At 60.6% G+C, this 21491-nt stretch carries 17 protein-coding genes; 8 read left to right on the forward strand and 9 right to left on the reverse strand.

Going from position 1 to position 21491, the window contains the following annotated elements; genetic code table 11:
• The first annotated feature begins 296 nt into the window (after window positions 1-296).
• From HYE77_RS04830 to cobA, 6 genes are all read left to right on the forward strand, one after another.
• Window positions 297-1508, forward strand: a complete 1212-nt coding sequence (locus tag HYE77_RS04830) for a NarK/NasA family nitrate transporter (RefSeq protein WP_003215029.1) — start codon at window positions 297-299, stop codon at window positions 1506-1508.
• A complete protein-coding gene (locus HYE77_RS04835) occupies window positions 1508-3178 on the forward strand; it encodes a bifunctional protein-serine/threonine kinase/phosphatase (protein ID WP_177068491.1) in 1671 nt (556 codons plus the stop codon). The genes HYE77_RS04830 and HYE77_RS04835 overlap by 1 nt, the downstream gene beginning before the upstream one ends.
• Window positions 3179-3410: 232 nt before the next feature.
• On the forward strand, window positions 3411-5864 hold the full coding sequence (nirB, locus tag HYE77_RS04840) for a nitrite reductase large subunit NirB (RefSeq protein WP_003215025.1): 2454 nt from the start codon (window positions 3411-3413) through the stop codon (window positions 5862-5864).
• Complete coding sequence (nirD, locus tag HYE77_RS04845; protein ID WP_003215022.1) at window positions 5861-6178, forward strand: nitrite reductase small subunit NirD; 318 nt, start codon at window positions 5861-5863, stop codon at window positions 6176-6178. The genes nirB and nirD overlap by 4 nt, the downstream gene beginning before the upstream one ends.
• A complete protein-coding gene (locus HYE77_RS04850; RefSeq protein ID WP_177068492.1) occupies window positions 6178-8886 on the forward strand; it encodes a nitrate reductase in 2709 nt (902 codons plus the stop codon). Before nirD ends, HYE77_RS04850 begins: the two co-directional genes overlap by 1 nt.
• 9 nt (window positions 8887-8895) lie before the next feature.
• On the forward strand, window positions 8896-9639 hold the full coding sequence (gene cobA, locus HYE77_RS04855) for a uroporphyrinogen-III C-methyltransferase (RefSeq protein ID WP_177068493.1): 744 nt from the start codon (window positions 8896-8898) through the stop codon (window positions 9637-9639).
• Between the two features lie 60 nt (window positions 9640-9699).
• Here cobA and HYE77_RS04860 read toward each other — a convergent pair whose 3' ends face one another.
• From HYE77_RS04860 to ppsA, 8 genes are all read right to left on the reverse strand, one after another.
• Complete coding sequence (locus tag HYE77_RS04860) at window positions 9700-10683, reverse strand: OmpA family protein (RefSeq protein WP_003215016.1); 984 nt, start codon at window positions 10681-10683, stop codon at window positions 9700-9702.
• A 107-nt stretch (window positions 10684-10790) separates the two neighbouring features.
• On the reverse strand, window positions 10791-11381 hold the full coding sequence (sigX, locus tag HYE77_RS04865) for an RNA polymerase sigma factor SigX (protein ID WP_008432648.1): 591 nt from the start codon (window positions 11379-11381) through the stop codon (window positions 10791-10793).
• Between the two features lie 87 nt (window positions 11382-11468).
• Window positions 11469-12293, reverse strand: coding sequence for a mechanosensitive ion channel domain-containing protein (locus HYE77_RS04870; protein ID WP_177068494.1), 825 nt, complete (start codon window positions 12291-12293; stop codon window positions 11469-11471).
• A gap of 2 nt (window positions 12294-12295) precedes the next feature.
• The gene (locus HYE77_RS04875) at window positions 12296-12541 is read right to left on the reverse strand and encodes a hypothetical protein (RefSeq protein WP_003215011.1); all 246 of its coding nucleotides are present in this window, start codon (window positions 12539-12541) and stop codon (window positions 12296-12298) included.
• 86 nt (window positions 12542-12627) lie between these two features.
• Window positions 12628-13623: a zinc transporter ZntB gene (locus tag HYE77_RS04880; RefSeq protein WP_003215009.1), complete on the reverse strand. Its 996-nt coding sequence runs from the start codon at window positions 13621-13623 to the stop codon at window positions 12628-12630.
• A gap of 25 nt (window positions 13624-13648) precedes the next feature.
• The gene (gene rraA, locus HYE77_RS04885; protein WP_003215007.1) at window positions 13649-14140 is read right to left on the reverse strand and encodes a ribonuclease E activity regulator RraA; all 492 of its coding nucleotides are present in this window, start codon (window positions 14138-14140) and stop codon (window positions 13649-13651) included.
• A gap of 222 nt (window positions 14141-14362) precedes the next feature.
• Complete coding sequence (locus HYE77_RS04890) at window positions 14363-15352, reverse strand: alpha/beta fold hydrolase (protein WP_003215005.1); 990 nt, start codon at window positions 15350-15352, stop codon at window positions 14363-14365.
• Window positions 15353-15459: 107 nt separating this feature from the next.
• Window positions 15460-17835, reverse strand: a complete 2376-nt coding sequence (gene ppsA / locus HYE77_RS04895) for a phosphoenolpyruvate synthase (protein ID WP_003215003.1) — start codon at window positions 17833-17835, stop codon at window positions 15460-15462.
• A 178-nt stretch (window positions 17836-18013) separates the two neighbouring features.
• Here ppsA and HYE77_RS04900 point away from each other — a divergent pair, with 178 nt between their 5' ends.
• A complete protein-coding gene (locus tag HYE77_RS04900; protein WP_003215001.1) occupies window positions 18014-18832 on the forward strand; it encodes a pyruvate, water dikinase regulatory protein in 819 nt (272 codons plus the stop codon).
• 190 nt (window positions 18833-19022) lie between these two features.
• Here the strand turns inward: HYE77_RS04900 and HYE77_RS04905 are convergent, their stop codons facing one another.
• A complete protein-coding gene (locus HYE77_RS04905; protein WP_032899027.1) occupies window positions 19023-20447 on the reverse strand; it encodes a PLP-dependent aminotransferase family protein in 1425 nt (474 codons plus the stop codon).
• Window positions 20448-20597: 150 nt separating this feature from the next.
• On the opposite strand from HYE77_RS04905, the gene HYE77_RS04910 reads away from it, so the two are divergent.
• The gene (locus tag HYE77_RS04910) at window positions 20598-21491 is read left to right on the forward strand and encodes a DMT family transporter (protein WP_166742189.1); all 894 of its coding nucleotides are present in this window, start codon (window positions 20598-20600) and stop codon (window positions 21489-21491) included.

The following is a 21491-nucleotide window of genomic DNA, read 5'->3' on the forward strand; positions in this document are numbered from 1 at the left end:
CCGCTGTAAGAGCGGAACCCTAAGCCGCCGTTACCGCAGCAACGGATATGTACACCACACCACACCACACCACAACGCCCCCACCCCCTGTTGGCCCACCTCTTGCTAAAGAATCCCCACAGGTAGCCAACGGCGGTTGCCCCCTCCACGACAAAGACGTCGCACACCCGGTTTGCCCCAGCGAACCCGGTGGCGGCGTTTTTTCGTTTTGGCCCCATAGCCCGGGGCCGATGGGGCGGCCACAGCCGCTCCATCACCAGGCCTTCTCATAAGACCCCTTACCGCTGAGGTGCGTGATGAAATCAAGCTTCTGGAAATCCGGTCACACCCCGACCCTGTTCGCCGCGTTCCTGTATTTCGACCTGAGCTTCATGGTCTGGTACCTGTTGGGCCCATTGGCGGTACAAATCGCCGCCGACCTGCACCTCACCACCCAACAACGCGGCCTGGTGGTCGCCACCCCCATCCTGGCCGGCGCAGTGCTGCGGTTCCTGATGGGCATGCTCGCCGACAAACTCTCCCCCAAGACCGCCGGCCTGATCGGCCAGGTGATTGTCATCGGCGCCTTGTTCGTCGCCTGGAAACTCGGAATCCACAGCTACGAGCAAGCCCTGCTGCTGGGCATGTTCCTCGGCATGGCGGGAGCCTCGTTCGCCGTCGCCCTGCCCCTGGCGTCCCAGTGGTACCCCGCCGAGCACCAGGGCAAGGCCATGGGCATCGCCGGCGCCGGCAACTCCGGGACGGTGTTTGCGGCCCTGCTGGCACCGGTGCTCGCCGCCGCGTTTGGCTGGAGCAATGTGTTCGGCTTCGCACTGATCCCGCTGATCCTGACGCTGATCGTCTTCGCCTGGCTCGCCCGCAACGCCCCGCAACGACCCAAGGCCAAGTCCATGGCCGACTACTTCAAAGCCCTGGGCGACCGCGACAGTTGGTGGTTCATGTTCTTCTACAGTGTGACCTTCGGTGGTTTCATCGGCCTGGCCAGCGCCCTGCCCGGCTATTTCAACGACCAATACGGCCTGAGCCCGGTCACCGCCGGCTACTACACCGCCGCCTGCGTATTCGGCGGCAGCCTGATGCGGCCTTTGGGCGGCGCCCTGGCCGACCGTTTCGGCGGGATTCGCACCCTGCTCGGCATGTACGGCGTGGCAGCGATCTGCATCGCGGCGGTGGGGTTCAACCTGCCAAGCTCCTACGCAGCACTGGCGCTTTTTGTGTGCACCATGCTCGGTTTGGGTGCCGGTAACGGTGCAGTCTTCCAACTGGTGCCCCAACGCTTTCACCGCGAGATTGGTGTGATGACCGGCCTGATCGGCATGGCCGGCGGCATCGGCGGTTTCGCCCTGGCGGCGGGCATGGGCGCGATCAAGCAAAGCACTGGCAGCTATCAGTTGGCGCTGTGGCTGTTCGCCAGCCTGGGCGTGCTGGCCTGGTTCGGCCTGTACGGCGTCAAGCGTCGCTGGAGAACCACCTGGGGCTCGGCTGCGGTGACGGCTGCACGGGTCTGATGAGCCTGCAACTGAGCTTCGCCCAAGCCAGCGCCACCGGCCCACGGCAGGAAAACCAGGACGCCTTGCGCCTGGTCACCCCCGCCCCGGAGCTGGCCGCCAGCAAAGGCTACCTGTGTGCCATCGCCGATGGCGTCAGCCAATGCGCCGATGGCGGACTGGCTGCGCGCTCGACCTTGCAAGCCCTGGCCCTGGACTATTACGCCACGCCGCAAACCTGGGGCGTGGCCCAGGCCCTGGAACGCTTGCTGGTGGCCCAGAATCGCTGGCTGCAAGCCAACGGCGGCGGCCAGCCGTTGCTGACCACCCTCAGCGCCCTGGTGTTCCGCGGCCAGCGTTTCACCCTGGCCCATGTGGGTGATTGCCGGGTGTACCGCTGGCTCGATGGCCAGTTGCAGCGCCTGAGCCAGGAGCATGTGTGGGAGCAACCGGGCATGCAGCATGTGCTCAAGCGCGCCATGGGCCTGGATCAGCATCTGGTGCTGGATTTCCTCGACGGCGAGTTGCGGGCAGGCGAGTGTTTCCTGCTGCTCAGCGACGGCGTGTGGGCGACCCTGGATGACAACAACATCAGCGCAATCCTGCGGGAACAGTCGGACCTGGACCTCGCGGTAAACACCCTGGTCAGCGCCGCGCATCTGGCCGGTAGTCAGGACAACGCCAGCGCCCTGCTGGTCCGCGTCGACCAGCTTGGCGCCGCCACCCTCGGCGATGCGCTGGTGCAGTTGCAGCAATGGCCCCTGCCGCCCCCTCTGAAACCCGGCCAGCGCTTCGAAGGCTGGCACGTAGAGTCGCTGTTGGGGCAAAGCCGCCAATCCTTGCTCTATCGGGTGCGCGATGGCCATCAACAGGCGTGGCTGCTGAAGACCTTGCCGCTCAGCCACGACGATGACGTGTTCGCCGCCCAGGCATTGCTGTCAGAGGAATGGTTCCTGCGCCGGGTCGCCGGCCGCGCGTTTCCTGAAGTCCATCCAGCCAGTGGCCGTCAGCATTTGTACTACGTGATGCGTGAATACTCCGGCCAAACCCTGGCCGAACTGTTCAAGCACCAGGGCCCATTGCCCCTGGCGCAGTGGCAAACCCTGGCCGAGCGCCTGTTGCGTGCCGTCGGGCTGCTGCACCGCCGGCAGATCCTGCACCGCGACATCAAGCCGGAAAACCTGCTGCTGGGAGAGGATGGCGACTTGCGTGTGCTGGACTTCGGCCTGGCCTACTGCCCCGGGCTTTCGGAGGATCGCGCGCACCTGTTGCCTGGCACGCCAAGCTTTATCGCCCCGGAAGCCTTCAACGGCGAACGCCCTACCCCGCAACAGGACCTGTATAGCGTCGGTGTGACCTTGTATTACCTGCTCACCGGGCATTACCCCTACGGCGAAATCGAAGCTTTCCAGCGTCCCAGGTTCATTACGCCTGTCGGCGCCAGCCGCTACCGCCCCGACCTGCCCGACTGGCTGCAACAGAGCCTGGAGCGCGCAGTCGCCGCGCAACCCGAGCAGCGTTATGAAACTGCCGAGGAATGGTTGCTGGTACTGGAGCAGGCGGATCGCCGCGAGTTGAGCACGCGACCAAAACCGCTGCTGGAGCGCGAACCGCTGAAGGTCTGGCAAACGTTGGCCGTGCTGTCGCTGCTGATCAATCTGGTGCTGTTGTACTGGCTGTTGCACCACTAAGAGGCGAAATTTCTTGATACATCACCGCCTCACTTAGCAAAACCGGCCAAAATCCTACTTGGCACAACCGCTGCATTAGCTTTCCCATCAACACACATATAGCCGCACCTTCAACGTCGAAGGTCGGGCTTCCCGAGAGAACGGGACCAGGACAAAGGCGTCCTCGCTACTTACGTAGCGGGGACGCCTTTTTTTGTTGCGCACGATTTGTCGAGCCACTGCGGAGAACGACATGAAGAAACTCAAACTGGTGATGATCGGCAACGGCATGGCCGGGGTTCGCACCCTTGAAGAATTGCTCAAGCTGAGCAGCGACCTGTACGACATCACCGTTTTCGGCGCCGAGCCCCACACCAATTACAACCGCATTTTGCTGTCGCCGGTGCTGGCCGGTGAGCAGACCTTCGAAGAGATCGTGCTCAATGACTTGAGCTGGTACCTCGATAACAACATCAAGCTGTTGCTTAACCGCAAAGTGGTGCAGATCGACCGGGTCAAACGCAAAGTCATCGCCGAAGACGGCAGCGAGGCCGAGTACGATCGCCTGCTGATCGCCACCGGCTCCACGCCGTTTATCCTGCCGATCCCGGGCAATACGTTGCAGGGTGTGATCGGCTACCGCGACATCGCCGACACCCAGGCCATGATCGACACCGCCAAGACCCACAAGCACGCGGTCGTCATCGGCGGCGGCCTGCTGGGCCTGGAGGCCGCCAACGGCCTGATGCTGCGTGGCATGCACGTGACCGTGGTGCATATCGGCGAGTGGCTGCTGGAACGGCAACTGGACAAGACCAGCGGCCAGTTGCTGCAAACCGAACTGGAAAGCCGTGGCCTGGTGTTTCGCTTGAAGGAGCAGACCGAGGCGCTGCATGACGCCGGCAACGGCCGCGTCGGCTCGGTGCAATTCAAGAATGGCGATGTGATCCCCGCCGACCTGGTGGTGATGGCTGCGGGCATCCGCCCCAACACCGAACTCGCGGAAAAATCCGGCATCCCGTGCAACCGCGGGATTCTGGTCAACGACACCCTGCAAACCTACGACCCTCGCATCTATGCCATCGGCGAATGCGCCAGCCATCGCGGGATTGCCTACGGCCTGGTGGCACCGCTGTTCGAGCAGGCCAAGGTCTGCGCCAACCACCTCGCCCAGCTGGGTTTCGCGCGCTATCAAGGCTCGGTGACTTCGACCAAATTGAAAGTCACCGGCATCGACCTGTTCTCCGCCGGGGACTTCATGGGCGGCGAAGGCACGGAAACCATCACGCTTTCCGACCCGATTGGCGGTGTGTACAAGAAGCTGGTGATCAAGGACGACATCCTCGTCGGCGCCTGCCTGTACGGCGATACGGCTGACGGCGGCTGGTATTTCCGGCAGATCCGTGAGAACCATGCCATTGGCGAGATCCGCGATCACCTGATGTTCGGTGAAAATGCTTTGGGCGATGTAGGCCACCAAGGCCAGGACAAAGCCATGAGCATGGCCGACACCGCCGAAGTCTGCGGCTGCAACGGCGTGTGCAAGGGCACCATCGTCAAGGCGATTCAGGAACACGGTCTTTTCAGCGTCGACGACGTGAAGAAGCACACCAAGGCTGCCAGTTCCTGCGGTTCCTGCGCCGGGCTGGTGGAACAGATCCTGATCAACACCGTGGGCGGCGCGGCGGACGTCAAACCGAAAAGCGAAAAAGCCATCTGCGGCTGCAGCGACCTCAACCACGGGCAAATCCGCCAGGCCATCCGCGACCAGCACCTGCTGACCATCGCCGGCACCATGAGCTACCTGAACTGGCGCACCCCGAACGGCTGTGCCACCTGCCGCCCGGCACTCAACTACTACCTGATCTCCACTTGGCCCGGCGAGGCAAAAGACGATCCGCAATCGCGCCTGATCAACGAACGCGCCCACGCCAATATTCAGAAAGACGGCACCTACTCGGTAGTCCCAAGGATGTGGGGTGGTGTGACCAATCCGTCGGAACTGCGGCGCATCGCTGATGTGGCCGACAAGTACAACGTGCCGATGGTCAAGGTCACCGGCGGGCAGCGCATCGATTTGCTCGGCATCAAGAAGCAGGACTTGCCCGGCGTATGGAAAGACCTCGATATGCCATCCGGCCACGCCTACGGCAAATCCATCCGCACCGTGAAGACCTGCGTCGGCAGCGAGTTCTGCCGCTTTGGTACGCAGAACTCGACGCAACTGGGGATTGAGCTGGAACATGACCTGTTCAATATGTGGTCGCCCCACAAGGTCAAGCTGGCAGTGTCCGGCTGCCCGCGCAACTGCTCGGAAGCGGGGATCAAGGACGTGGGAATCATCGGCGTCGATTCCGGCTGGGAGATGTACATCGGCGGTAACGGCGGGATCAAGACCGAGGTCGCCGAGTTCTTCGTCAAGCTGAAAACCGCCGAAGAAGTGCGCGAATACAACGGCGCTTTCCTACAGCTCTACCGGGAAGAAGCCTTCTACCTGGAGCGCACCGTGCACTACCTGCAACGGGTCGGCATGGAGCACATCAAGAAGGCTGTACTGGAAGACCCGGCGCGGCGCCAGGCACTGAATGAACGCCTGCAATTCTCCCTGTCGTTCGAGCAGGACCCGTGGAAAGAACGCCTGGAACAGCCGCTGCTGAAAAAGGAATTCGACACCATCCCCGTCAAACTGCTGGAGGTGCCGGCATGAACTGGCTGGATATCTGCGCCCTCGAAGAAATCAACGCCCTGGGCTCGCGCATCATCAGCGGGCCAAAAGGCGACATCGCGATTTTTCGTACCAGTGACGACGAGGTTTTCGCCCTCGACGACCGCTGCCCGCACAAGGGTGGCCCGCTGTCCCAAGGCTTGATCTACGGCAAGCGCGTGGCCTGCCCGCTGCACAACTGGCAGATCGACCTGGAGTCCGGGGAGGCCCAGGCACCGGACGTCGGCTGCGCCCATCACCACCCGGCCCGCGTGGAAAACGGCCGGGTGATGTTGGCCCTGCGGGACGCCGGTTGATGAACCGCCAGACCACCGCGTCCACCTGCTGCTACTGCGGGGTCGGTTGCGGCGTACTGATCGAGCATGATGGCTCGCAGATCCTCGGCGTCAGTGGCGATCCGAGTCATCCGGCCAACTTCGGAAAATTGTGCAGCAAGGGCTCCAGCCTGCACCTCACCGGAGACCTCGCGGCCCGCGCGTTGTACCCGGAACTGCGGCTGGGCAAAGGCCTGGCCCGCAGCCGCACCGACTGGGATACCGCCCTGGAGCACGCGGCGAACGTGTTTGCCGAAACCATCGCTAAACACGGGCCGGACAGCGTCGCGTTCTATATTTCCGGGCAGTTGCTGACCGAGGATTACTACAGCTTCAACAAACTGGCGCGGGCGCTGGTGGGCACCAACAATATCGACAGCAACTCGCGGCTGTGCATGTCTTCGGCGGTGGTCGGCTACAAGCGCAGCCTGGGGGCCGACGCGCCACCGTGCAGCTACGAGGACCTGGAGTCGAGCGACTGCGTGATGATCGTCGGCAGCAATATGGCCTACGCGCATCCGGTGTTGTTCCGACGCCTGGAGGAAGCCAAGGCCCGCCGGCCACAGATGAAAGTGCTGGTAATTGATCCCCGGCGCACCGACACCTGCGACTTGGCGGACCTGCATCTGGCGATTTTGCCGGGTACGGATGTCGCATTGTTCCATGGGATCCTGCACTTGCTGTTGTGGGAAGACTGGATCGACCGCGACTTTATCCAGGCCCATACCGACGGCCTGGTCGAACTCAAACGCCTGGTTCACGACTACACACCGCAAATGGTCACGCAGTTGTGCGGGATCAGTGTCGAGCAACTGCGTCTGTGTGCGGAATGGGTCGGCACCTCGGCGAGTTTTCTGTCGTTGTGGTGCATGGGGCTCAATCAGTCCACCGCCGGCAGCGCGAAGAACAGCGCCTTGATTAACCTGCATTTGGCGACCGGCACCATCGGCCGCCCTGGCTGCGGACCTTTCTCCCTGACGGGTCAGCCGAATGCCATGGGTGGGCGGGAAACCGGCAGTTTGTCGAATTTACTGCCTGGCCATCGTGAGGCTGCCAACCCCGAACATCGGGCAGAAGTAGCCGCGTATTGGGGGGTCGACCAACTGCCGGCCAGCACCGGGCTGACCGCCATCGAATTGTTTGAACAGATGCAGGCCGGCAAGATCAAGGCCTTGTGGATCGCGTGCACCAACCCCGCCCAATCCCTGCCCGACCAGAACACCGTGCGCCAGGCCCTGGAAGCGTGTCCGTTCGTGGTGCTACAGGAAGCCTTTCGTACAACCGAGACGGCGCGTTACGCCGACCTGTTGCTGCCAGCCGCGAGCTGGGGCGAGAAGGAAGGCACAGTGACCAACTCTGAGCGGCGCATTTCCCACGTTCGCCGAGCCATCGCCCCACCTGGGGAAGCGCGGCCGGACTGGGCAATCACCGTGGATTTTGCCCAACGCCTGGAGCAGCGTCTTTGTCCCGGAAAACCGGGGCTTTTTGCCTTTGAGCAACCAGCGCAGATCTTTGATGAATACAAGCTGCTGACCCGTGGGCGTGACCTGGACCTGTCGGGTATCAGCCACGCGCTGCTGGACCGGATAGGCCCGCAGCAATGGCCATTCCCGGCCGATGCGGTGGGCGGAACACCAAGGCTGTACACCGACGGATTTTTCCCTACGGAGACTGGCCGGGCGCACTTTGTCGCCGACCCTTATCGCGCCGCCAAGGAGCAGCGTGACGCGCGCTTCCCACTCACCCTGATCACCGGCCGCCTGCGGGACCAATGGCATGGCATGAGCCGCACCGGCACCGCTGCGCAGCTGTTCGGCCATGTCAGTGAAGCAGTGCTCAGCCTGCACCCGGACGAACTGCGTCGCCATCGCTTGAAGGAAGGGGATCTGGTCAGCCTGAAAAGCCGGCGCGGCAGCGTGATTGTGGCCGTCGGCAGCGATGACAGCGTGCGTCCCGGCCAGGCTTTCCTGCCGATGCACTGGGGCGACCGTTTTCTTAAAGGCGGCGTAAATGCGCTGACCCAGCCGGCATTCGACCCGCTGTCCAAACAGCCGGAACTCAAGCACAGCGGCGTGCGCCTGGAGGCGGTGCGGCTGCCCTGGCACTTGTTTGCGCTGATTGAAGGCGATGTGCAGCAACACTTCGAAGCGTTGCGACCGCTGTGTGACGGCTTTGCCTACGTCAGCCTGAGCCTGACCGGACGCGAGCGGCCTGCCCTGCTGATTCGTGCGGCGCATCACGAGGCGCCCGCCCTTGAACTGCTCAAGCAGATCGACCAACTGCTGGGCCTCAACGACGGCCCCGTGATGGCGTACGACGACCCGCGGCGCTCCATTGGCAAGCGGGTAAAGATTGAAAAAGGCCGTATCACCGCGATCCGCCTGGCTGGCGAAACCCTGGCTCGCCACTGGCTGCAAAGCCTGTGGCTGGAAGGTCGCACCGATGAGCAGTTACGCCGCTGGTTGTTGGCACCATTGAGTGCGCCACCGGGGGGCGGCTCGAGCAGCAACAAGACGCTGTGCAACTGCAAGAACGTCAGCGAAAGCGCGGTCTGCGCCGGCATTGCCCGGGGCCTGGACCTGAACGGGCTGAAGCAGGAACTGGGTTGCGGCACGCAATGCGGCTCCTGTGTGCCGGAAATCAAACGGTTATTGGCGAGTGGCAAGCAGCCAATCGCGATCAGAGTGTGAGGCAAGCATATGAGCGCAAAAGTCTGGCTGGTGGGCGCAGGCCCCGGCGATCCGGAACTGCTGACACTCAAGGCGGTGAGAGCCCTGCGGGAAGCCGATGTGGTGCTGATCGATGATCTGGTCAACCCGGCGCTGCTGGAGCATTGCCCCGCTGCACGGCTGATCACCGTGGGCAAACGCGGTGGCTGCCGTTCCACCCCACAGGCGTTTATCCATCGCCTGATGTTGCGTTATGCCCGGCAGGGTAAGTGCGTGGTGCGGCTCAAGGGCGGCGACCCGTGCATTTTTGGTCGCGGCGGCGAAGAGGCGGCGTGGCTCAGGCAGCAAGGGGTGGAAGTGGAGTTGGTCAACGGCATTACGGCAGGGCTGGCCGGGGCAACGAACTGCGATATCTCGCTGACGTTGCGCGGTGTCAGCCGTGGCGTCACGTTGGTCACGGCCCATACCCAGGACGACAGCAGCCTCAATTGGCGGGCCCTGGCCGAGGGCGGCACGACGCTGGTGATCTATATGGGGGTGGCGAAACTGGGGGAAATCCGCCGGCAATTGCTGGAAGGTGGCATGAGCGATGACATGCCGGTGGCGATGATTGAAAACGCTTCACTGCCACAACAGCGCGAATGCCTCAGCAGCCTCGCCCGGATGCAGGATGATGCGCACGAATTCGCGCTCAAGAGCCCGGCTATCCTGGTGATTGGCCGGGTTGCGCAAGCGACGCAGGCGCTTGCGGCCCTGGCCAGCGCCACGGCCTGAGGCAAATTACAGGCGAAAAAAAGCCCGGCCTAAGCCGGGCTTTTTTCTACAACTCAGTAATTACTGAGCTGCTTGCGCTTCTACCGAGGCTTCTACGCGACGGTTGATAGCACGGCCAGCTTCAGTTGCGTTGTCAGCAACTGGGCGGGATTTGCCATAACCAACCGAGCTTACACGGTTAGGAGCAATACCGTCTTTGACCAGGACTTGCTTAACAGCGTCAGCACGACGCTGGGACAGCTTCTGGTTGTAAGCGTCAGGACCGACGGAGTCAGTGTGACCTTCAACAACGGTGGTGGTTTGTGGGTACTGTTTCATGAAGTCAGCGAGGTTTTTCACGTCGCCGTAGCTGTTAGGCTTAACAACCGACTTGTCGAAGTCGAACTTCACGTCCAGCTCAACACGAACAACCTGAGCAACCGGAGCTTCTGGCTCTGGGGTTGGCTCTGGAGCTGGTGCTGGGGTAGGAGCTGGAGCAGTTTTGCCAGCGTTGCCGCCGAAGTTTACGCCCAGGCCAACCAGTGCGGAGTAGTCCCACTTGCCGTTGTCGATAGCGTAGTCAGCTTCAACACCAGCACGTGCGAACAGGTTGTCGGTGAAGTAGTACTTCACACCAGCGCCAGCGATAGCCAGGGTCGATTGATCGCGACCTTTGTGACCATCAGCTTCAACGTTGGTACGGCTCTGGTGGCCGAAACCGCCCTCTACGTATGGACGCAGGGAGTCGACGCCAGCTTGACCGAAGTGGTACTGGGCAGTAACGCTGCCGGTATCACCTTTGATCTTCTGGTTGCCAGTACCGTCGTTCGAACGGGTGTGGTTGGTAGTGTCGTAGTTCAGGTTGATCGACACGTCGTCGGTCAGGAAGTAACCGATGCTGGCGCCAGGATTGAAGCCGTCTTCGATATGTTTGACGCTATCGTTGAACTGCTTTTTGTAAAACAGCTGGCCTTCAACTGCGCCTTGGCCTTGTGCCAGAGCGCCGACAGAAGTGGCAGCAATAAGAGTACCAATGGCCAAGCCCAAGGTGTTTTTCAGTTTCATCCGTTAAATCCCCATCTGGTGATTGTAAAGCAGTCCCACATACCGGGGGACAACTCGGCGACAAGTCTAACAGAACTTGCCTACACGTAAGAGATATTTGCCACGCACTAAGTTTCAGTGCTGCCCGCAAATTTCTCACGTAATTTATCAAGAGCGCGTTTGTAACGCATTTTTGTAGCACTCAAACCCATATGCATGATGTCAGCGATCTCCTGAAACTCCAGCTCTGCGACAAATCGTAGCACCAGAATTTCCCGGTCAATCGGATTCACATGCACCAACCAGCGATCGAGTCCGCCCTTTTCTTCCGGGGTAGGCGCCTTTTCCTCAGACGCTTCCTCAAGGGGGTCCAGACTCAAAGCATCCATCAAGCGACGCTTTCGCCGTTCCTTCCGATACTGCGTGATGCACTCGTTGTACGTGATGCTATAGAGCCATGTCTTGAACTTCGATTTTCCCTCGAAGTTCTTCAGGCCGTATAGCACCTTGAGCATCACTTCCTGACAGACATCATCCGCATCTCTATCGTTCCCTAAATACCTTGAACAAACGTTGAACAGAGTGCGTTGATACCTGCGCATCAATTCTTCGTACGCGCGTGTTACGTGAAACAGCTCCGTGTGCGCGCGCGCGACCAACTCCTCATCAGAGAGCTCACGGGGGTCATAGCGCGTGGACAGCGTTTGGGCTTTATTCAAAACAAGTCGTGCCGACAGTCAGGTCAATGTCCGCCATGGCCTGGATACCCAGGTTTGCGGCGGCGTACATTAGCAGGATTCGCCGGGTTAGCGGCTAGTCACATGCTGTTCCAGCAGGATCCGGTTCGAAAGCGAAACCAGTTCGCCATCGTCCGTCAGCACTGTCGTCTTGACCGTGCCGATCTCCTCGATCTGCCCTTCGACCTCGCCCACACGCACTTGATGCCCAACCTGATATAGCTCACGCACATAGATTCCCGCAAGAATCTGCCCGGCAATTTCCCGGCTTCCCAGTCCCATGGCCAGCGCAACGGCCAGACCAACGGTAATCAAAACAATCACAATCACATGGTTCAGCAGGTCGGTCTTGACCTCCAGCTGGCTGATCGCGACCGAAATACTGATGATAATCACCAGACCCTGGGCAATTCGCCCCAGGCCGCTGGCATAATCCAGACCCACGCCTTCAGCCGCGCCACGCACCAGGCCATTGGCCAGTTGCGCCAGCAAAACCCCTACCAGCAACACCAGCGCGCCACCGAATACTTTCGGCAAATACAGCGCCAGCATGTCGAGCGTAGCTGAAACTCGCTCAAGTCCAAGGGATTCAGCCGCAGAAACCAGAAAAATCAGCAAAACAAACCAATAAACGATCTTGCCGATCAGTGTCGAGATCGGCACTTGCAACCCGGCACGCCCCAAAATCTTGGTCAGGCCGGTGCCACCCATCAATCGATCAAGACCCAGCTTAGCCAGCAACTTGGAAAGCAGGGTGTCAAGCAGCTTGGCCACGACAAAACCCAGCAGTACCACCACCAGTGCACCAAACAGGTTGGGAATGAAATTCGCCACCTTGGTCCACAACGCAGTCATTGCAGTTACCAGACTCTGGGTCCAGAGATCGAGTTCCATATTCATTCAGCCTTATCAGCAGTGCGAGCAAGAGGTTTACGACGGGAAACCGGTGAGACATGGGCCGAACCATTGTTCAAGGCCATCATCAACGCCGGCAACCAGCGGCCAAGCAGACCGAACAGATCCCCAGCCCCGACCTGGCGGTTGGCGGTTTTCAAGACGCGACCCAGGCAAGCATCGTCGTCCCGGTTGGACGGCGAGGCATTGAGCATGTCACGCAAAGACTGTTCGAACGGATCGTGCATAAAAAACCTCTCGCAAGTGATTTAAAAGACGAGGGTAAAATTCTTCGGGTCACATGACCTCTTTCCACGTTCAGGTCACATTCAGCTCAAACCCAACGTAACCGTCGAAACAACCACCATTGCCCGACCGCCACCGTGACCATCATCAGGCAAGCAATCAGGAACCCGTAAGGGCTGGAAGAGAACGGAATTCCGCCTACATTGATGCCCAGCAAACCGGTCAGGAAACTCATCGGCAGGAAGATCCCGGTGATGATCCCGAAGCGGTACATGGTGCGGTTCATGCGCAGGCTCAAACGCCGGTCTTCGGTCTCCAGCACAAGCCCCACGCGCTCCCGGGCCAGCTCAAGCTCTTCCAGGTAGCGGGTCAGGCTGTTGTTCAATTCGTTCCAGTAGTCAGCATCGTCGTCACAGAACCAGGGCAATTTGATCCGGGTCAACTGCGCGAAAATATCCCGCTGCGGCGACAGGAAACGTTTAAGCCCGGCGGCGCGCCGACGGATCTGCAAAACGCTGCCGTGCTCCGGAGTATACCGTTCGTCGGCATCCAGTTTTTCTTCTTCGATATCGACGATTTCGGATAAGTCGCTGACCAGATCCTGAACCTTGTTGGTCAGGTACTGCGCCATATACAGGACCAGTTCCGAGGAAGTCTTCGGCCCCTTGCCGTCTGCCAGTTGCACCAGCAACTCGTCGGTGGCGCGCAATGGGCGCAAACGCAGGGAAATCACCCGCGCTGCCGAGGCAAAGATCCGCACCGAGACCATGTCTTCCGGTTCGGCGCCGGGATTGAGGTTGACCCCGCGCAAAAACAGCAGCAGTTCGGCATCCGGCAGCGGCAACAGGCGTGGGCGAGTGTTCTCCTCCAGCAGCAGGTCACAGGCGAATTCGCTGAGGCCGCTGGATTTGCGCAACCAGGTCTGGGTCTGGGGATGGCTACGGTCCCAATGCAGCCACAGGCTTTCCTGAGGCTGCAGTTGCAGCTCATCAAGCTCTGTCCGGGCAATCGAACGCGCACCACCTTTACCGTCCAGCACCAGGGCATGCACCAGCCCCCACTGCGCGTTTTCTTCCTCGAACATCCTCACCCCTGTCGGCTACTGCTGTTTATTCAGGCATCTTCAGCGGGCTGGGGGAGACGATCACACCGTTATTGTCGGCGTACACGTACTCGCCCGGGCGGAAGGTCACGCCGGCGAATGTCACCGCCACGTTCAAATCGCCAATACCGCGCTTGTCAGTCTTCATCGGGTGGCTGGCCAGGGCCTGCACGCCCAGGTCGGTCTGGGCGATTACGTCGACATCGCGGATGCAGCCGTAGATCACCAGCCCTTCCCAGCCGTTTTTCGCGGCTTTCTCGGCGATCATGTCGCCCAGCAACGCGCGGCGCAGGGAACCCCCACCATCGACCACCAGCACCTTGCCGGCCCCATTGAGTTCGGCTTGTTCCTTGACCAGGGAATTGTCTTCAAAGCACTTGATGGTCACGATCTCGCCACCAAAGGAGTCCCGGCCGCCGAAATTGCTGAACATCGGCTCAACCACCTGCACCAGCTCCGGATAGGCGTCACACAGGTCGGGGGTAAGGTAATGGTTCATCGAGAAACTCCTGTAGGTGAAAGAAGGTGTCAAACATCCCACTGTTTACTTACATCTGGAAACGCTTTGCCGTGAAGGTTCTTTAATCCGGGCCGAATAGTCAGGCCCATCGGATAGCAACGCAAGACCCACTGCGCGACTGAATATGACCAGAACCACCCAACGCGTCATATCTTAGCCTCTACGGCAAACAAGCGAAACGCCCCTGATAGAGCCTCGCGCTCAAACCGCTGCCAGTTCCTGCGCCTGCGCCCCCAGCAAAGGTGTAAGCGGATTTTTCAACCAGCGCGTCACCAGCGGCCACACTTCAGCCTGGGCGGCCTTGCTGACGAGCATCTCGACATGCCCGAAATCCCCGCTGAACCCTTGCTGGCGCCCCAGGCACAGGTATTGGCGATGCTCGGAGCCGACCTGCTCAAAGAGCTTGCGACAGGCCCAGTCCGGGTCCTGGTGATCGCCGGCGGCGCTCACCGCCAACAGCGGCACGTCAACCTCGGCCAGGCCTTTCCACCAATCCTGCTTACCTTCGCCAAAGCGGCCGAACAGCCCATTCCAGCGCATGGCTTCAATCAATACACCCGCCGGCTCGTCCTCCGGGCCGCGTTTCCACCGAGCGCCGGACAATTGGCCGAAACGTTTCAAGAGCAGGCGACCGGTCCACTCCACCGGTGGCAACTTCAACGGCCAATGCGTGCGACTGACCTGGCAGCCAAACAGCGCCACCGAGGCCACTGCCGGCGCGCCAAGGTGCTGCCCACCCAGGGCCGCAGCCAGGGTTGTGCCACCCAGGGAATGCCCGATCCAGTGGGGAATCTGCCCGCTTTGCTCACGCACGAAGGCGGCAATGGCCGGCAAGTCGTAGCGAGCATAGTCGGCGACACGATTCCTGGCGTAGTCCTGGTTGCGCCGGGACAGCCCGTGACCGCGCATTTCCGGGATCCAGACGTCAAACCCTTCGCGCGCCAGGTAGGCGCCCAGGCCGATCCCCTTGGGCGAGTACCAGAAGCGGCGGTTGGAAAAACTGCCATGCAACAAAACCACCGGCACGCCCCGGTTTTCCGGGACGTCAGCCAGGCCCAGGCGGGTCACGGCCAGCTCGACGGTACCGTCAGGGCTGTTGCCGGGTTTCAGCCGATACACATCTTCACTCAGGTCGCCACGACGCTCAGCGCTGATCAAGGCGACGGGAAACAGGTTGCTGCTGCTTTGCATAATGCTCTTGCACAAAAAAGGGCGGCGTCCGGAAGGAGTTCCGCCCTGTACAGAATGAGAAATGCCGGCCAACCGCAAGGTTGACCGGCACTTTTGGGTGTTGCGTGTTACGCCTGGGCTTGACCTTCAGCCAGGAAGAACCAGGTTTCCAGTACGGAATCGGGGTTCAGCGAGACGCTTTCGATGCCCTGCTCCATCAGCCACTTGGCCAGGTCCGGGTGATCGGAAGGGCCCTGGCCGCAGATCCCGATGTACTTGCCGGCCTTGTTGCACGCCTGGATGGCGTTGGCCAGCAGCTTCTTGACCGCAGGGTTACGCTCGTCGAACAGGTGGGCGATGATCCCGGAGTCGCGGTCCAGGCCCAGGGTCAGCTGGGTCAGGTCGTTGGAACCGATGGAGAAGCCGTCGAAGAACTCCAGGAATTCTTCAGCCAGGATGGCATTGGATGGCAGCTCGCACATCATGATGACGCGCAGGCCGTTCTCGCCACGGGACAGGCCGTTTTCAGCCAGCAGGTCCACCACCTGGCTCGCTTCACCCAGGGTGCGCACGAACGGCACCATGATTTCGACGTTGGTCAGGCCCATCTCGTTGCGCACGCGCTTGAGGGCACGGCATTCCAGCTCGAAGCAGTCGCGGAAGGCTTCGCTGATGTAGCGCGAGGCGCCACGGAAGCCCAGCATCGGGTTTTCTTCTTCCGGCTCGTAAAGCTTGCCGCCGATCAGGTTGGCGTACTCGTTGGACTTGAAGTCCGACAGGCGCACGATGACCTTTTTCGGGTAGAACGCCGCTGCCAGGGTGCTGATGCCTTCCACCAGCTTCTCGACGTAGAAGCCCACCGGGTCGTTGTAGCCGGCGATGCGCTTGTCGACGCTTTCCTTGATGTCCGGCGGCAGGCCGTCGTAGTTCAGCAGGGCCTTGGGGTGCACACCGATCATGCGGTTGATGATGAACTCCAGGCGGGCCAGGCCCACACCGGCGTTCGGCAATTGCGCGAAATCGAAGGCGCGGTCCGGGTTGCCGACGTTCATCATGATCTTGAACGGCAGGTCGGGCATGGCGTCGATGGAGTTTTGCTTGATATCGAAGCCCAGCTCACCTTCGAAGATGAAGCCGGTGTCGCCTTCAGCGCAGGACACGGTTACGCCCTGGCCGTCTTTCAACAGTTGGGTGGCGTTACCGCAACCGACCACTGCCGGAATCCCCAGCTCGCGGGCGATGATCGCCGCGTGGCAGGTACGCCCGCCACGGTTGGTGACGATGGCGCTGGCGCGCTTCATCACCGGTTCCCAGTCCGGGTCGGTCATGTCGGAGACCAGCACGTCGCCTGGCTGGACCTTGTCCATCTCGGACACGTCCTTGATGATCCGCACCTTGCCGGCGCCGATGCGCTGGCCGATGGCACGGCCTTCCACCAGCACGGTGCCGGTTTCTTTCAACAGGTAGCGTTCCATGACGTTGGCCGAGGTGCGGCTCTTCACGGTCTCAGGGCGGGCCTGGACGATGTACAGCTTGCCGTCGTCACCGTCCTTGGCCCATTCGATGTCCATCGGGCACTTGTAGTGCTTCTCGATGATCATCGCCTGCTTGGCCAATTCGCTGACTTCGGCGTCGGTCAGGCAGAAACGCGCGCGTTCGGCCTTGTCGACATCAACGGTTTTCACCGAGCGACCGGCCTTGGCCTCGTCGCCGTAGATCATCTTGATCGCCTTGCTGCCCAGGTTGCGGCGCAGGATGGCCGGGCGGCCGGCTTCAAGGGTGTGTTTGTGGACGTAGAATTCGTCCGGGTTCACCGCGCCTTGTACGACGGTTTCGCCGAGGCCGTAGGCGCCGGTGATGAACACCACGTCGCGGAAGCCCGATTCAGTGTCCAGGGTGAACATCACGCCGGCGGTGCCGGTTTCCGAACGCACCATGCGCTGCACACCGGCAGACAGGGCCACCAGCTTGTGGTCGAAACCCTGGTGCACGCGGTAGGAAATAGCACGGTCGTTAAAGAGGGAGGCAAACACTTCCTTGGCTGCGCGGATCACGTTTTCCACGCCGCGGATGTTCAGGAAGGTTTCCTGCTGGCCGGCAAAGGAGGCGTCAGGCAGGTCTTCGGCGGTGGCCGAGGAGCGCACGGCGACAGCCATGTCGGGGTTACCGGCCGACAGCGTGGCAAACGCGGTGCGGATCTCGGCGTTGAGCTTCTCGGGGAACTCGGCTTCCATGATCCATTGACGGATCTGGGCGCCAGTCTTGGCCAGGGCGTTGACGTCATCGACGTCCAGCGCATCGAGGGCGGCATGGATCTGATCGTTGAGGCCGCTCAACTCGAGGAAATCACGGTAAGCCTGGGCGGTGGTGGCAAAACCACCTGGCACCGATACACCGGCGCCCGCAAGATTACTGATCATCTCGCCCAGGGATGCGTTCTTGCCCCCTACGTGCTCTACATCATGGACGCCGAGCTTATCGAGGGAAACTACGTACTCTACCAAGGTGATCTCTCCACTTTCTGTGTTGGAAAAGCTCAGGACGCCGGCGGCTCAGTAGGAGCGGTTACCGGCGTTTGTGGCCTGGACCTGGAAAATAAGTGAGAATGCGGCCCACTGCGGGACGGCAAAATCGCGCCTATCATATCCAAGATTCGTCATCAGCTTAAGGCCCAAGGCTCAAATGAAACGATCTGCTTTCTTTATCTCCGACGGCACCGGCATTACAGCCGAAACCCTGGGTCAAAGCCTGCTGGCGCAGTTCGAAAACATTACCTTCAGCAAATTCACGCGACCCTATATCGATAGCGTGGATAAAGCGCGAGCCATGGTACAACAAATCAATCTGGCGGCCGAAAAAGACGGATTTCGTCCGATCATTTTCGACACCATCGTCAATCAGGACATTCGTGAGATCCTCGCCACCTCCAATGGTTTCATGATCGACATCTTCTCTACCTTCCTGGCGCCGCTGGAACAAGAGTTAAGTGAACATTCGTCATACTCTGTCGGAAAATCTCACTCCATTGGCCATAACTCCAACTATATGGAGCGGATCGAGGCGGTGAACTTCGCCCTCGACAACGACGACGGCGCCCGCACCCACTACTACGACAAGGCTGATTTGATCCTGGTGGGCGTGTCCCGCTGCGGCAAGACGCCGACCTGCCTTTATATGGCCATGCAGTTCGGGATTCGCGCGGCCAACTACCCGCTGACCGAAGACGACATGGAGCACCTGACGCTGCCGAGCGCCCTGCGCGCGCACCAGCACAAGCTGTTCGGGCTGACCATCGACCCGGACCGCCTGACGGCGATTCGCAACGAGCGCAAGCCCAATAGCCGTTACTCCAGCTATGCGCAGTGCGAATTTGAAGTGCGGGAGGTGGAAAATCTGTTCCGCCGGGAAAATATTGCGCACATCAATTCCACGCATTTTTCGGTGGAAGAGATTTCGGCGAAGATACTGGTGGAGAAAGGGGTGGAGCGGCGGTTCAAGTAACTCCGCGCGCTGGCCAAGGTGCTTGTGTGGCGAGGGAGCTTCTGTGGCGAGGGAGCTTGCTCCCGCTCGACTGCGCAGCAGTCGCAAACCAGACGACTGGTATTTAGTGAATGGCTTTGGGGCTGCTTCGCAGCCCAGCGGGAGCAAGCTCCCTCGCCACAGGGGTCATGTTCACAACAAGCTGTTGGGTTCACAGGTGAAACCGCCCCCCGCCCTGCCCCAGCGCCGTCGCCAGCGCATCGAACCCATCCAGCAGCAACTGATCATCCCCCGACGTATTGCAGATGCTCGCCCGAATGAATTGCGGCACCGCCGTCTGCCCCACGGCAAACGCTTCGGCTGTCGCAATCAGGTAATTGTTCTGCTTTAACTCCGCTTCGATTTCCGACGCGCGCCATGGCTCCGGGACTTCGATCCAGAAGTGCGGGCTGTTCAGGTGAGTGCGGTACTCCAGCCCGATCAACAAACCTTCCACCAGTGCCTTGCGGCGGCTGATTTCCTGGATCTGCTGGTGCAACAGGTGTTCCGCCGTGCCGTTTTCGATCCACTGGGTCGCCAGTTCCAGGGTGACCGGCGTGGCCATCCAGCAGGTGGAACGCAAGGCCGCAGAAATCCGGCTGACCAGCGCCGGCGGTGCATGCACGTACCCAACGCGCAAGCCTGCCGATACCGCCTTGCTCAGGCTGCTGATCAGAATCGTACGCTCCGGGGCAAAATGACTCAGGGGCGGCGGACGGTCTTCCACCAGCACACCGTGGGCCTCATCCTCGAGAATCAGCAGGTTGTGTTCCCGACAGACCTTCACCAATGCCTCACGACGCGCGACCGACAGCACCGCTGTCGTAGGATTCTGGATGGTCGGCGTGCAGTACAACGCCGAAACCCGGTGATTGCGGCAGACTTCATCCAGCGCCCCCGGCAGCAGCCCTTCTTCATCCATTTCCAGGCCGATCAGGCGGATGCCCAGCATGCGCGCGGCGGTGATCAGCCCTGGATAGGTCAACTGTTCGGTCACCACCGTATCGCCGGCTCGCAACAGCGCCATCATTGCGCAGAGCAACCCATGCTGGCCGCCGTTCACGCAAATCACCTGCTCGGGAATCGGGTGGAAATCCCGCTGCACCAGCCACTGCGCACCCGCCGCCCGGTAACGCGGCAGCCCGGCATCCGGGGTGTAGGCACTGATGTCCTGCAAGAACTTGGCGTTGTTCGCCAGCGTCTGGAAGCTCTGGGCCAGAAACGTGGTCTCCTGCCCGGGGATGTGCATGTTGCGGCTCATATCAAAGTATTGCCGCGGCTCGTCGCTGAAGTTGCGAAAGCCTTCATCCCGCTGGCGCTCCATCCCACGCTTGCGTACGAAAGTGCCGTCGCCGACCCGCGCCACTACCAGCCCCAGGCGTTCCAGCTCACCGTAGGCGCGGCTGATGGTGCCAATGGTGACCCCCAGATTGTCGGAAAGCACCCGATGAGGCGGCAGTTTTCTTCCCGGTTCAATCAAGCCTTCAAGGATGCCTCGCTCCATGACATCGGACAGGCGCTTGTACTTCACGCCCTGCCCGTTGGAGAGTCCTTCTCGCATAATTGACACCATGTCAATATTTGTTTTGACAGCCATCATTCGCCCTAATAGTGTGCTTTTACGGGTTCAATCACCGAATCATGGCACTCAATATAGAGGTCAATTCGGTCTCATGGAAGCAATGTCACGATGCCAATGTCCGCCGTTCTCGAAAATGCTGGAAAAACAAAAACTCACAAGCAGTGGTTGGCCGGGCTGATTACCAGTGTGATGTTCCTGATCGTGTGTCTCAGCTGGGGCACTACCTGGCTGGGCATCAAGATCGCCGTGGAAAGCGTGCCACCGCTGACCTCCGCCGGGCTGCGGTTCCTGATCGCGTTTCCGCTGTTCCTGTGTTTCGCCTGGGTGCGCCGCGAGCCGATCCTGTTTCCCCGGGAAAGCCGCTGGTTCTTCGTGTTTGTGACGCTGTCCTACTTCAGCGTTCCGTATTACCTGCTCAACTACGGCGAAATGCATGTCTCGTCCGGCCTCACCGCGCTGCTGTTCAGCTGCATGCCGGTGTTTATCCTGATTTTCTCCGCGCTGTTCCTGCGCGAGCGCATCTACTTTTCCCAGGTGATCGGCATCGCCATCGGGTTCGGCAGCCTGTACATGATCATCAAGAGCCAGGGCCTGCACCTGGACCACGCCGAGTTCTTCGGCGTGCTGGCGATCCTGGCTGCGGCGATCATGCATGCCTTGTGCTACGTGATTACCAAGAAACAAGGCAGTGCCATCAGCGTGATCACCTACAACACCCTGCCCATCGGCATCGCCGGGTTGATGCTGTTTGTCGCCGGGCTGTGGTTTGAAACCCCGACCTTTGAAGACATCACCCTGCGGTCCTGGAGTGCGCTGTTCTACCTCGGGCTGGTGGCCTCGGTGGGCGGTTTTATCGTGTATTTCATGCTGCTAAAGCGCCTGAGCCCGATCATTTTGTCCTTCGTGTTCATCATCTTCCCGGTGTTCGCGGTGATCATCGGGGCCTGGTACGAGGGCGTGCAGATTTCCAGGGACCTGATGATGTATTCGGCGATCCTGCTGGCCGGCTTTGCCATCACCAAGCTGCCCATCGAAAAGCTCCTGGCGAAGAAAAACTGA

The sequence above is a fragment of the Pseudomonas sp. IPO3774 genome, assembly GCF_013386835.1.
In the GTDB taxonomy this organism is placed as follows: Bacteria; Pseudomonadota; Gammaproteobacteria; order Pseudomonadales; family Pseudomonadaceae; genus Aquipseudomonas.

Bases quoted from the DNA above. Each gene is read 5' to 3' on its own strand.
- HYE77_RS04830 (WP_003215029.1), top strand. From the start codon at position 297: ATGAAATCAAGCTTCTGGAAATCCGGTCACACCCCGACCCTGTTCGCC.
- HYE77_RS04835 (WP_177068491.1), top strand. From the start codon at position 1,508: ATGAGCCTGCAACTGAGCTTCGCCCAAGCCAGCGCCACCGGCCCACGG.
- nirB (WP_003215025.1), top strand. From the start codon at position 3,411: ATGAAGAAACTCAAACTGGTGATGATCGGCAACGGCATGGCCGGGGTT.
- nirD (WP_003215022.1), top strand. From the start codon at position 5,861: ATGAACTGGCTGGATATCTGCGCCCTCGAAGAAATCAACGCCCTGGGC.
- HYE77_RS04850 (WP_177068492.1), top strand. From the start codon at position 6,178: ATGAACCGCCAGACCACCGCGTCCACCTGCTGCTACTGCGGGGTCGGT.
- cobA (WP_177068493.1), top strand. From the start codon at position 8,896: ATGAGCGCAAAAGTCTGGCTGGTGGGCGCAGGCCCCGGCGATCCGGAA.
- HYE77_RS04860 (WP_003215016.1), bottom strand. From the start codon at position 10,683: ATGAAACTGAAAAACACCTTGGGCTTGGCCATTGGTACTCTTATTGCT.
- HYE77_RS04870 (WP_177068494.1), bottom strand. From the start codon at position 12,293: ATGGAACTCGATCTCTGGACCCAGAGTCTGGTAACTGCAATGACTGCG.
- HYE77_RS04875 (WP_003215011.1), bottom strand. From the start codon at position 12,541: ATGCACGATCCGTTCGAACAGTCTTTGCGTGACATGCTCAATGCCTCG.
- HYE77_RS04880 (WP_003215009.1), bottom strand. From the start codon at position 13,623: ATGTTCGAGGAAGAAAACGCGCAGTGGGGGCTGGTGCATGCCCTGGTG.
- rraA (WP_003215007.1), bottom strand. From the start codon at position 14,140: ATGAACCATTACCTTACCCCCGACCTGTGTGACGCCTATCCGGAGCTG.
- HYE77_RS04890 (WP_003215005.1), bottom strand. From the start codon at position 15,352: ATGCAAAGCAGCAGCAACCTGTTTCCCGTCGCCTTGATCAGCGCTGAG.
- HYE77_RS04900 (WP_003215001.1), top strand. From the start codon at position 18,014: ATGAAACGATCTGCTTTCTTTATCTCCGACGGCACCGGCATTACAGCC.
- HYE77_RS04905 (WP_032899027.1), bottom strand. From the start codon at position 20,447: ATGGCTGTCAAAACAAATATTGACATGGTGTCAATTATGCGAGAAGGA.